The 12,120-nt window shown below is 66.4% G+C and carries 8 protein-coding genes; 1 reads left to right on the plus strand and 7 read right to left on the minus strand.

The genetic code is table 11. The features are described 5' to 3' along the window. Window positions 1-111: 111 nt before the first annotated feature. The 3 genes from JAB8_RS17310 to JAB8_RS17320 are packed head-to-tail and all read right to left on the minus strand — an operon-like array spanning window position 112 to window position 2,464. Complete coding sequence (locus JAB8_RS17310; RefSeq protein WP_070290756.1) at window positions 112-1,290, minus strand: class I SAM-dependent methyltransferase; 1,179 nt, start codon at window positions 1,288-1,290, stop codon at window positions 112-114. A gap of 58 nt (window positions 1,291-1,348) precedes the next feature. After that, window positions 1,349-2,194: a hypothetical protein gene (locus JAB8_RS17315; protein ID WP_070290757.1), complete on the minus strand. Its 846-nt coding sequence runs from the start codon at window positions 2,192-2,194 to the stop codon at window positions 1,349-1,351. A 60-nt stretch (window positions 2,195-2,254) separates the two neighbouring features. Continuing rightward, complete coding sequence (locus tag JAB8_RS17320; protein WP_034755039.1) at window positions 2,255-2,464, minus strand: hypothetical protein; 210 nt, start codon at window positions 2,462-2,464, stop codon at window positions 2,255-2,257. A gap of 178 nt (window positions 2,465-2,642) precedes the next feature. On the opposite strand from JAB8_RS17320, the gene JAB8_RS29560 reads away from it, so the two are divergent. Then, on the plus strand, window positions 2,643-2,810 hold the full coding sequence (locus JAB8_RS29560; protein ID WP_162835746.1) for a hypothetical protein: 168 nt from the start codon (window positions 2,643-2,645) through the stop codon (window positions 2,808-2,810). A gap of 142 nt (window positions 2,811-2,952) precedes the next feature. Here the strand turns inward: JAB8_RS29560 and JAB8_RS17325 are convergent, their stop codons facing one another. The 4 genes from JAB8_RS17325 to JAB8_RS17340 form a co-directional block, all read right to left on the minus strand. After that, the gene (locus JAB8_RS17325; RefSeq protein WP_070290758.1) at window positions 2,953-6,711 is read right to left on the minus strand and encodes an AAA family ATPase; all 3,759 of its coding nucleotides are present in this window, start codon (window positions 6,709-6,711) and stop codon (window positions 2,953-2,955) included. 39 nt (window positions 6,712-6,750) lie between these two features. Further along, on the minus strand, window positions 6,751-7,392 hold the full coding sequence (locus JAB8_RS17330) for a hypothetical protein (RefSeq protein ID WP_070290759.1): 642 nt from the start codon (window positions 7,390-7,392) through the stop codon (window positions 6,751-6,753). A gap of 57 nt (window positions 7,393-7,449) precedes the next feature. After that, the gene (locus JAB8_RS17335; protein ID WP_070290760.1) at window positions 7,450-8,676 is read right to left on the minus strand and encodes an exonuclease SbcCD subunit D C-terminal domain-containing protein; all 1,227 of its coding nucleotides are present in this window, start codon (window positions 8,674-8,676) and stop codon (window positions 7,450-7,452) included. A 207-nt stretch (window positions 8,677-8,883) separates the two neighbouring features. Next, the gene (locus JAB8_RS17340; protein ID WP_254679537.1) at window positions 8,884-11,904 is read right to left on the minus strand and encodes a PAS domain-containing protein; all 3,021 of its coding nucleotides are present in this window, start codon (window positions 11,902-11,904) and stop codon (window positions 8,884-8,886) included. Between the last annotated feature and the right edge of the window lie 216 nt (window positions 11,905-12,120).

Raw genomic sequence — 12,120 nt, forward strand, 5'->3', positions numbered from 1 at the left:
ACCTGTGACCTTCGGGTTATGAGCCCGACGAGCTGCCAGACTGCTCCACCCCGCAGGCGAATTATAGCGGGGTTTGCTGCAATGCGCAATGGCCAGGTTTCAGACCCTCGATTACGCCGCCGCCAGGCGCCACAGCGAGGTGATTTCCTGCGAGCGTGCCGCGTGCAGGCTGTCCGTGGCGTCCTGCGCGCGCGGGTGCGTGGGTTTCACGTCCAGGCGGTCGACGACCTTCAAGCCCGCTTGCGCTATCCATTCGAGCAATTGCGCGCGCGGGCGCAGACCCAGGTGCTCGGCCAGGTCCGACAGAATCAGCCAGCCTTCGCCGGCAGGTTCCAGGTGGTCGGCCAAGCCGGAAAGGAAGCCGCGCAGCATGCGGCTGTCCGGATCATAGACGGCGTATTCGATCGGCGAGCTTGGGCGGGCCGGCAGCCATGGCGGATTGCACACCACCAGCGGGGCGCGTCCGGCGGGGAACAGGTCGGCCTGCACCACCTCGACCTTGTCGATCAAGTCGAGGCGGGCCAGGTTTTCGCGCGCGCAGGACAGGGCGCGCGGGTCCTGGTCGGTGGCGACGATGCGCTTGACGCCGCGCTGCGCCAGAACGGCGGCCAGCACGCCCGTGCCGGTGCCGATGTCGAAGGCCAGGCTGGCGCGCGCGGGCAGCGGCGCTTCCGCCACCAGGCCCACGTATTCGCCGCGGATGGGCGCGAATACACCGTAATGCGGGTGGATGCGCTGGCCCAGGGCCGGCAGGTCCACGCCCGTGCGGCGCCATTCATGCGCGCCGATCAGGCCCAGCAGCTCGCGCAGCGAGGCGACGAACGCTTCCTCGCCGCGGCCATACGCTTCATTGCAAGCCAGTTTCACGTCCGGCGCGCGGCGCAGCGGGATCGTGTAGTCGGCGTCAAAAGGCAGCAGCAGCATGGCCAGGGTGCGTGCGCGCTGCGACTGCGCCTGGCGGTGCAGATGGAAGGCTTCCGTGGCCGATGGTTCGGGTTTCGCCAGCTTGGCGGCCTTGGCCTTTTTGCTCGGTTTGTCGTTCTTGTGGTCGGCGCGCCGCGCCAGCGCCTGCAGCAGCTGGCGCGCGTTCTGGAAGTCGCCGCGCCACAGCATGGCCGTGCCTTCGCAGGCCAGGCGGTAAGCCTGGTCGGCCGTCGTGCGGTCATCGGCGATGACGACGCGCTTGGGCGGCGGCATGCCGCTTTCCGAGCGCCAGCGGGCCGAATGCTCGGCGCCGTTTTCGCTCCAGTGGATCTGCGGATGAACGGTAGGGGAAGAAGTGTCGGACATGGATTTCAATCGATAGAAGGGGGCGCGCGGCATGGTCGCCTGCGCAGGCCGTCTTCCATTATACGTCGCTGGCCGTGCCGTTAGCAGTGTCCGTGCCATAGGCGAGTGCCAGCGCGCGGGCGCGTGCCTGGTCTTCCGGCGTCGTTTCCACGGCTTTCTGGTCGGCTTTGACCGCCGCGTCCGGCTGCACCAGCTTGAGCAAACGCAAGCTCAGGCTGCCTGCCAGGTCGCCATCCTTGCCGCTGGCGCTGGCGCCATCGGACGTGCCCTGATAGAGATTGCTTTGCAATTGCTGGCCCAGCAGCTTGAACAGGTCGTGCAGATTGCCGCCGAAGTGCGTGGCGGGCAACTCCTTGGCGGGCAGGGCGTCGTCTTCGGAGGATGTGGCTTCCGGCGTTTCACCTTGCGTTTGCTCAAGGACGCCCGCGCTGATGTTCGATTGATATTGCACTTCCACTTCGAAGTCGAAGGTTTGCCCATCGGCCGTCGTGATCTTGCCCTTGCCGATGAAATGCGCGTTTTCATCGAGGCTGAAGGCGGCCGCGCGGCTGCTGCCGCCTGCGCCCGAGACGCTGGCGCCAGCACTGCTGAAGTTGGAACCGGCTTGCAGGTCGACTGAATCGAAGGCGACGGTGGCGCCGTCGCCGAACAGCTGACGTGTCATGTTGGAGAGAAAATCCTGCGCCACGTCGACGGTGGCGTTGCCCAGCGCATCGGTCCGTTGCGACAGTCCCTTGGCCGACAGGTCCAGGCCATTCTTCGACAGCGCGACCACGTCTTGCGCCGTGCGCTGCATCAGGGGGGAAGCGGCCAGGCCGGCGCCCGTTTTAGGCGGCGTTTGCCCTGCCAGGGTATTGGCGGCGGGCTGGCGCGAGCCGGGAACGAGGGCGGGAAGCTGGGACATGAACAAATTCCGAATGAGTAAGTACTCAGTTAACGGCAGCCGTGCCCCATTCTTTAACCATTAGTGGTGGTGCGACCAGCTACCGTCCGCCGACTCCAGGTAAGACTTGACGGCATCGGCCTGGCCCGTGGCGTGGCGCTTGAGTTCGCCGCATGCGCAAATGCCCTGGTAGGGCTGGATATGCGAGCAGGCGGAGACTTTTTGCAGGTAGACCTGCATGGATTTGTGACATTTGACGCACTTGAAGGTGAGGCTGCGGGCGGCTTTCATGGGGCTCCTTGAACTGTTGCGGGGCGTAGCGGGTAGTTACGCGAAGGCGGCGATTTTAACGCACTCCGTCCATCGTTACACGTTGTTGCATCTGCGCCACGCGCAGGTCAACTGAATCCGTGCCATGACGTTGAGCGTATATAGGAGGTCGTCTGACCGCCATTGAAGAGGTAGCACCATGGACAAGCATGACAAGGAAAAGCCTGTACAGCCCGCCAAGGAGCTGGTCAGGAAGTGGCTGAAAGCGGAGCTGGAACAGCGCCGGCCCCCGCCCGACCCCGAGCAGATCCGCCGCGAACTAGGTTGGGATATGCTCAGGCTGTGCCGGGAGCCGGCCAGCCGTTAGCGGTTTACAACGCCTGACAAAACCGTAGCGAGCGGAAGTGGGTTGTGGTTGAGACGCGGAACTGTGCTAAGCACGGGGCCGCCGAGGCAGTGAGCATCGGAAACCGCGACCCGCGACGCGCAGTAGGTTTTGACAGGTGTTCTTAGCGCACCGTCACCACGCTCTTACCGCCTGAACCGGGCTGCACGAGGATGCGGGTGGCGATGCGCTCCGTCATTTCCTGCACGTGCGAGATGACGCCCACCTTGCGGCCCATCGCTTGCAAGCCGTCGAGCGCATCCATGGCCACGCGCAGGGTTTCCGTATCGAGGCTGCCGAAGCCCTCGTCGATGAACAGCGATTCGACGCGCACGCGGTTCGAGGACAGCGAGGCCAGGCCCAGCGCCAGGGCCAGCGAGACGAGGAACGATTCGCCGCCCGACAGCGAATGCACGGAGCGCAGCTCGCCGCCCATGTTCTGGTCGCGTACCATCAGGCCCAGCGACGGATTGTTCGGATTGTCGATGCGTTCGAGCTGGTAGCGGCGCGCCAGGTGGTTCAGGTGCGCGTTGGCATAGCCGAGCAGCACTTCCAGAGTGAATTGCTGCGCGTAGTTGCGGAATTTCTTGCCGTCGGCCGAGCCGATCAATTCATTCAGGCTGGCCCAGCGCCGCTCGATGACGGCTTGCGCCTCGATCTGCGCCAGCATCGCTTGCGCGCCGTGGCGCCGCGCGTCGTCCTGCGCGATCGCCAGCCGCAGCCGGGTCGCTTCCTGGTTGGCCGCCTGGCGTTCCAGCAGCAGCGCGTCGAGCGCGGCTTGCAGCGCCGGCGCGTCCGTTTCCAGGGATTCCGGCGGCTGCTGCACATGCGCTGCCAGCTGCTGCCGGCGTTCTGCCAGCACGGAGACGGCTGCCGTGTGGCGGTCGGCGATCGCTTGCAGGGCGTCGCGTTCGGCGCGCATGGTGTCCGGCGCGATGGCCAGATGCGCGCGCAAGGCGTCCATGTCGGCGGGCGCATGGGCCGGATGGGCATCCTGGAACTGGCGCAGCCAGCCGTACAGGGCGGCGCTGGCGCCGTGTTCCTGTTCACGCAGGGCAGCCAGGCGCTGCGACAGCTGCGCGCATGCTTCTTCCAGGCGCGTGCGCTGCTGGCTGGCCGATTGCGCCGCCGTTTGCTGCTGCGTCAGCAGCTCTTTGGCTGCCGCGATGGCGCCTGCCAGTGTGCGCTCGACCTCGGCCACGCTCCGGCCCTGCCATAGCGCGTTGCGCTGCGCCTGCATTGTCGTGCGCTGCTTGTCGGCGGCGGCAAAGACGGCGTGGGCTTCCTGTGCCGCTTGCTGCGCCTTGGCGGCAGCCAGCTGTGCCGCTTCCAGCTGCGCGGCCAGGGTCGCCAGCGCGTGGCCGCGGTGGTCCTGGTCTGCCTGCTGTTTCAGCCATTGCCGGCTTTCCGTTTCGCGCGCCGCGCGGAAGGCGGCCGGGCCGGCGCGCCAGCTGTCTTTCCAGTCCTCGGCGCCGTCGGCGTCGGCAAACGCGCCATCGAGCTGCGCCAGCAAGGCGTCGAGCGCGGCGCGCGCCGTCTCGCCCTTGTCGGCGTTGCCCGCTTGCTGCGCTTGCAGCTGCGCCAGCCGCGCCTGCGTCTCGGCGACGGTGCTTGTGCAGCGCGCGTGCTCGCTGGACGCCAGTTCGTGCGCCGCCTGCGCCTGCTCGCGCCGTACGCCGGCCTGGCGCAGCGCCGTTTCCTGCTGCGCCAGTGCCTGCAAGCCGGCCGCATTGGCCGCCAGCTGCCGCGCGAACCAGTCCGCGCGCTCATTTGCCGGCGGCAGTTCCAATGTGTCCGCGTGCGGCTGCCACTGCGCGAGCAAGCTGTCGATGGCGGGCGGCAGGGCCGCCAGTTCGGCCTCCGTTTGCGCCTGTTCGCGTGCCGTCGCGGCCAGCGCCGCCTTGTGCGTGGCCAGCCGCTCCAGATTGCCGCGCGCCTGCGCGCGGCAGGCCAGCACCTCATCCTGCAAGCTGGCCAGCATCGCCTGCAAGGCGTGGTCGGCGTGGCTGTACGGGTGTTCCAGCGCGCCGCAGACGGGGCAGGGCTGCCCGTCCTGCAAATTGGCCCGCAGCTGCTCGACGCTGGCCGCGCATGCCGCCTCGGCGCCTTTCAAGGATTTTTCCGCCTGCGCCAGGCGCGCTTCCAGCAGCGCCGTTTGCGCCGCTTCCGCCGCCAACGCCATGTTTTCCGTCTGCGCGGCCTGCGCCAGCTGGGCCGCCCTCGCTTGCCAGTGCGCCAGCGCCTGCTGCTGGCGCGCCAGTTCGCTCCAGGTCTTTTCCGCGCTGGTCAACGTGCGCGCGTGCGTCTCGAGCTGGCCGCGCTGATCCTGCAGCCCCTGGCCATCGATGGCTTGCACGGCCGCCAGCGCCGCGCGCCGTTCGACATCGCGCGCCGTCAGCACGGCAGCGGCGCTGGCCAGCGCCGCTTGCGCCGCCTGCGTGGCGTCCGAGGCCTGGCGCAGCTGCTGTCTTGACTCGGCCATGCTGGCGTCGGCCGCATCGGCTTGCGCTGCCGCCTGGCCGGCCTGGGCAAACAGTTGATCCCACAACTGCCACGATTGCGCCAGCGCCTGCCACTGCTGGTGCGCTGCCAGCCACTGGCGGCCCGCTTCCTGTTCCGCTTGCGCGGCGTGCTGGCGCTGCTGCAACGCGTGCAGCGCGGCGCGCGCCGCCTCGTTGGCCTGGTCGGCGGCCAGGGCCCCATCTTGCGCCTGGCGATGCGCGGGCATGTGCGCCGCAATGCCGGCGTCGAGCGCCTTGGCCTGGTCGAGCAGGGGCGCGGCATCGCGCTGCGCCGCTTCCGTGGCAAGCAAGGCCGCTGCCGCCTGCTGCACGGCCTGCGCCAGCTGCGCTTCGCTGGCCACGGCCTGCGCCGCCTGCGCGCGCGACGCTTCCAGCGCGGCGCCCGTGCCGGCGACCTCGTTGGCCAGGCGCGCCACGTCGTCGATCAGGGGCCGCGCCGGCTGCAGCAATTCCCACTGCGCCAGCGCCGCGCGGCGTTCTTCCGCGGCGGTCCGTTCGGCATCGGCGTTATCGAGCGTCTCTTGCGCGGCCGTCACCTGGGTTTGCAGCTTGTGCGTCTCCTGGTGCCAGCGCTGCTGCAATTCCAGCACCGCCTTGCGCAAGTCGATGTGTTGCAGGGCGGTCTCGGCCGCGCCGCTTGACGCTTCGGTCTCGCTGCGCTCTTCCGGCGACAGCGGCCGCTGGTCGGCCAGCTTTTCGCCCAGCCGTTCGAGCACCTGCTTTTCCTTTTTCGCCCGCTCGAAGGCGCGCATGGAAATATCGGTATAGATGCTGCTGCCCGTCAGGGTTTCCAGCAATTCGCCCCGTTCATTGTCTTCAGTCTTGAGGAAGGTGGAAAACTCGTTTTGCGCCAGCAGCACGGCGCGCGTAAACTGGTCGAAGGACAGGCCGATGCGTTTTTCGATCTCTTCCTTCACCTCCGTCTTGGTGCCGCCGATGGGCTGCAGCGCGGGCAGCTGGTGCAAGCTCATGGCGGTGGCCTGCAGCGCCCCTTCGGCCTTGGTGCGCGAGCGGCGCACGCTCCAGCGCGCGCGGTAGTGACCGCCATCGTTGCCGACGAAGTCCACCTGCGCGTAGCCGTCCGGTGTGCCGCGGCGCAGCAGGGTGCGCGTATCCTGGGCGTTGACGGTTTCCTTGCCCACGTCGGGCAGGGCGCTGCCCCGGCCCAGTACCTTCAGCAGGCGCGGCGTGGCGTCGTACAGGGCCAGGCACAGGGCGTCGAGCAGGGTGCTCTTGCCCGCGCCCGTGGGGCCGCTGATGGCGAACAGGCCGGAAGACGCCAGCGGTTCCTGCTGGAAGTCGACTTCAAATTCGCCGGCCAGCGAAGCCAGGTTCTTGCCGCTGATTTTCAGGATTTTCATGCTGTTCTTTATGCTGATGCAGTCGCCCGACGGGTGCGCTTACAGATCTTTTTTCGCCTTGGCTTCTTCGGCCGCGTGCTTTTCGGCGGACGCCGCCGCTATGGCGGCTTCGCGTTTGGTTTCAAGGCCGGCATCGACCAGCGTCAGTTTGGTGGTGAAGAACAGGGCTCTGGCGGACCACAATTTGTTGATCATCTCTGTGTCATACGGAGAGAGGGAATGAATGCGCAATATTTGATCGGCATGATACACAATGCAGTTTTCATCGACGATTCTCAAGTTGTCGAGTGCGGGGAGGCGGCGGTACGCCCGGTTGCAGCTGAATGTGACGGGATGCCCTTCTTCCTTGCTGTATTTTTCCTCGAGCTCTTTCTGGAGCTGGTATGAGTCAGACCCTTCCAGCAAGACCGTGATGGCCGTCACTGTGCCGTCAGCCAGCTGCTCGGTGGTGACGACGCGCGGTTTGCCGAAATAGCTCCATTTACCCAGATAGCCATCGGCCACCGATTTCCCCGCCTTGATGCCGGTGCTCAGGTCCTTGAGCATGATGGGTTTCGACAGTTGCGACGCTGCTGTCTTTTCGGCCGGCATCGGGGGCGGGTACTCGGCGCTTGGGCCGCAACCGGCAAGCGATATGAGCAACGAAACGCCCAGCAGGGGGAAATGACGGATTTTCTTCATAAAACCTTTCAAATGGTACCGTGGGAGAATGGATGGTGGGCGTAATGCCCCTGGACGTCAGGCGCCGGGCAGCAGCAGTTCGGCCAGGGCCGAGAGGAGTTCGGGCGGCGCTTCCTTCGCGTATTTTTGCAGGTACAGGCGGCGGAAGATGTCGTCGGGCTGCAGCTGGCCCAATTGGTCGAGCGTCATGTTCTCTGGCGCGCTGCTGCGCGCAGCGCTCGACGTTTCGATCTTCGCCAGGCGCACGCTCTTGCCGTCGAGCGCCGTTTCGATGCGCGTGCGCAGGCCCGGTTCGGGCGCCTCGAGGCGCACGCGCACTTCCAGGAACGGCTGCGCTTCGGCTGGAGCGTCCGGCACGTCGAGGGCGGCCAGCTGTTCCAGCACTTCGGCTATGGGCGCCGGTGTGGCGGGTACGCGCAGCAGGGGCACGGCGCGCGGCACCTCGATGGCGCGCACGGATTTCAAGGTGTCGCCATCGATGTCGAGGCACAGCACCTGGTGGCGGTAATTCACTTCCGCGAACGACAGCGGTATCGGGCTGCCGCAGTAGCGGATGTGCTCCTGGCCGCCCACGGCCTGCGCCTTGTGCAGATGGCCCAGTGCCGCATACGCGATGGACGTATCGAAAATCCCCGATGGCAGCATTTCCGTGCCGCCGATGACGATGCGGCGTTCGGAATCGTTCGACATTTCGCCGCCCACCATGTGGCAGTGGCCCATGGCAACGATGGCTTGCCCGGGCCGGCGGCGCGCCAGCGCCAGGTCCGTCAATTGGCGGTACAGCAGGGCGATGCCGCCCAGGTAGGCATCCTGCGTGTCGCCGGCCGGCAGTTTCGGCACGTCGCCCGGGCGCAGAAAAGGCACGGCCAGGCACCAGGCCTGTACCTGGCCATCGGCGCCCGTCAAAGGCAGCAGCAGGCGTTCCAGGTCGATCTGGCCATCGTCGCCGCGCAGCACATGGCCGATCACGTGGGTGCCATGCGCGGCCAGCAGGGGGCCGGGTGCTTCCAGCCGTCCCGCCGAATCGTGGTTGCCGGCGACGACGACGAGTTGCAGCGCCGGTAGGCGCGCGCGCGCCTGCTGCAGGAAGACATACAGTTGCTTTTGCGAGGCGGCGGACGGGTTGGCATTGTCGAACACGTCGCCCGCCACCAGCAGCACGTCGACCTGCTCCATCACGAGCGTGTCGAGCAGCCAGTCGAGGAAGCGCTGGTGTTCGTAACCCCTTTCAAAATTGTGCAGGGTCTGGCCCAGATGCCAGTCGGAAGTGTGCAGCAGGCGCATGGTGTGGCAAGGGTAGGGAAGACAGGCGCCAATATAGCTGAAATGAGGCAGGTACTGGAGAATTGAACGAATTTCGAAGAGCGTTTTCGATTTTTATCGATACATCCAGAGTGCCTGAAAAACGTTCAGGGCAAGGCGTAGTGCCGTAGGCAGTACGAATAGTACGGCAAGGCACTGCAACGCAGCCATGGACGTTTTCTCAGGTGCTCAAGTCGTCAGCACGCCGGCCCTGTAGGTATTACGCCCATCCTGCTTGGCCTGGTACAGCAGCACGTCGGCCCGCTGCAGCAGCACGGCGGGGGAAATGTCTTCGTCGCGGTAGAAGGCCAGGCCGATGCTGGCGGAAATGCGCACGGTGATGCCGTCGAGTTCGAACGGCTGCCGCATGGCGGCGACGATTTTTTCCGCCAGCACGGCCGCGTCGTCGGGCCGGGCGATCTGTTCCATGATGATGGTGAATTCGTCGCCGCCCAGGCGGGCGATGATGTCGGTGGCGCGCATGGTCTGCGTCAGGCGCTGGGCGAAGGCGCGCAGCAGGGCGTCGCCCGTGCCATGGCCGTGCGTGTCGTTGACGGGCTTGAAGCGGTCGATATCCATGTACATGACGGCCATCAGGTGCTGCTGCCGGCGGCTCGCGTGCATGGCGTCGCTGAGCTTTTGCTGGAAGCCGGCGCGGTTCGACAACCCTGTCAATGCATCGACCTGGGAAAGCTTCAGCAGCCGCTGTTTTTCGCGCTTTTGCACGGTGATATCCTGGCGCATCACGTGAAAACCCACGACCTGCAGCCTGTCTTCGCCGATCTGCGGGATGTAGATCACTTCCATGCAGCGCTCTATGCCTTCCTTCTCGTCTTCTTCCTCGAAGCTCAGGGTTTCGCCGGCCAGTACTCTTTCGATATATGGCGCCACCGTGCCGTAGCGCGCCTCGCCCACCGTGTCGCGCACGCTCTTGCCCAGCGCCTGCCGCCCCGTCAGGCCGAATTCGCGTTCATAGGCGATGTTCAGGAAGCGGTAGACCTGGTCGGCGTCGATGTAGGCGATCATGGCCGGCAAGGTGTCGGCGATGGTGCGCAGCCGCGCTTCGCTTTCCAGCAGCGCCACTTCCGATTCGCGCAAGGTAGTGATGTCGTCCAGGCTGCCCACGTAGCCGTCGATCTGGCCGTCGATGAGGATGGGGGCAATTTTGACGGAGACCCAGACCAGCCTGCCGTCGCGCTGCAGGCAGCGCAGGGTGGACTGGAATGGCGCGTGGCTGCGCGTGAGCTGTTCCAGCGCCACGTGCATCAGCGGATAGTCGTCCGGGTGCAGGGCGCTGGTCCAGCCGGCGCCCAGCGCGGCGGCGCGCGGCAGGCCCGTGATGGCTTCGAAGGTGCGGTTGACGTAGGTGCAGCGGCGCTGGCGGTCCAGGCGCACCAGCCCGAGCGGAGAGGCGTCGTTGACGGCGGCCAGTTCGGCCTGTTTCTGGCGCAGTTCCAGTTCCTGCTGGCGGCGCTGCGAGATATCCTCGGCGATGCACAGGATATGCTCGACCTGATGGCGCTCGTCAAATACGGGCACGGAGACGGAGCGCAGGTAGCGCAGGCTGCCGTCACGCAGGCGCAGCGGCTTTTCCGTATGGTCGATGACACCGTGCTCGGCCAGGATGGCGCGGTCGTCCTCGGCATCGTGCAGGCCGAAGTCGGGCGGAAAGGCCTGGCAATCGGTCTTGCCGATGACGTCGGCGGCCAGGTGGCCCGTGATGTCCTCGGCCGCCTTGTTCCACACTTCCATCCGGCCGAAGTTTTCCGGGCGCGCGCTTTTCACGTACACCAGCACGGGCAGGTGGTCGATCAGCGACTGCAGGAAGCTGCGGTTGTCCTGCAGCGCCAGCTCGTCGTGCTTGCGCGCGCTGATGTCGCGCGAGGTGACGGCCACGCCGTCGGCGATCGGCACCACCTGGTGGCGCAGCCAGCGCGTGCCGCCGGATGCCAGTTTCAGCTCGAATTCATCCTCCAGCGGCTGGCCCGTTTCCATCACCAGCACGAAGCGCTTGAAAAAGCGCTCGCCGCGCAGCAGCGGCACGCGCGGCAGCACGCGCTGACCCAGCAGTTCGGAGCGCGGCTTGCCCAGCATATCGGCGGCCCGCTCGTTGATGTCGGCAAAGGTGAAATCTTCCACCGGCTTGCCCGGCGCGGGGCGCCAGGCTTTGAGCAGCAGCACGGCATCGAGGCTGGCCTGGTGCGCCGCGCGCAGCAGCGCCTGTGTTTCCTTGGCCTGGCGGATGCTGCGGCGCAGGCGCGCGCTCTGGCGCATCAGCAGCGCCGTAAAGCCGGCGATGAGCACGCTGGCGGCGAGCAGGGCGCCGATATACGCCAGGCGGCGGTGTTCGAAGCGCGTCAGGGCGACGGCCTGGCTGACGCCCACCACCGCCAGCAGCGGGTAGCGCGGCAGCTCGCGGTAGCTGTAGATGCGCGCCGTCGCATCGACGGGCGGTTCGATCAGCAGTTCCTCGGGCGCGTGCCGCGGCGGGCCCGGCATGCGGAAGTCGATGCGGTCGCTGAGGATCAATTGCTCGCCGATGCGCCCCACCGTCAGGCCGCTGTCGCGCGCCACCAGCATCAGCGCGCCATGCTCGTCGAGGTTCAGGCGGTCGTAGTCGTCGACAAAATACGTAGGGTCGACGTGGATGACGATGGCGCCCGCAAAGCGGCCCTGGCCATCGTTCAGGCGGCGCGCCAGGCGGATGGTCCAGTGCTTGCTGCCCGCGTCGAGCATGGGCGTGTCGACCAGGGCCGTGTCGGACGCATTGGCGGCCAGCGCCTTGAAAAATGCCTGGCCGGCCAGGTTTTCCGGCAGATACGCGTTGGCGCTGTCGATCACGTCGCCGCGCGCGTCGACGAGCGCGATCGGCAGTTCCAGCTTCGATGGCAGCACGCTGTCGAGCAAGCCCTGGCGGCGCGTAAATTCATTGAGGCGCAGGGTGCCGTCCGTTTCCTCGTATTTGAGCTTGAACAATTGCGTGGCGTGATCGGTCTGGCGCAAGGTGAAACTGGTGTGGTCGGCCAGGGTACGGGCCAGCGACTGGCTGACGGCCACGGCGTCGCGCACGGCGCTGGCCCGTTCCTGGCCCACCTGGTACAAGACGGCCGCCCACAGCGCCAGCAGCAAGATAAGCGCGAACAGGGGTACCAGGCTGAGACGGTACAGGCGGCGGGCAAGGCGTTGCAGGGGTCTTGTTATCGCTATCACGGGCGCTTGCAGGCTAGGGTCATGGAAAGGTGAAGGGCGGCGTGGCGCGCATCATAGCCGAAATATGCTGACCTGCGCGCTGCCTGCTGCCCTAGCGTCTGTTCGTGGTCTGTCGCTGGGCTTATTTTGCGTTAAATCAAGAACCTGTGGTGCCGCGCACGCTAAAAAAAGCACGCCGGGGGCGGCACGGGCTGGCGCCGTGGCAGAAAAAGTACA

The sequence above is a fragment of the Janthinobacterium sp. HH106 genome, assembly GCF_001758725.1.
GTDB lineage: Bacteria > Pseudomonadota > Gammaproteobacteria > Burkholderiales > Burkholderiaceae_D > Janthinobacterium.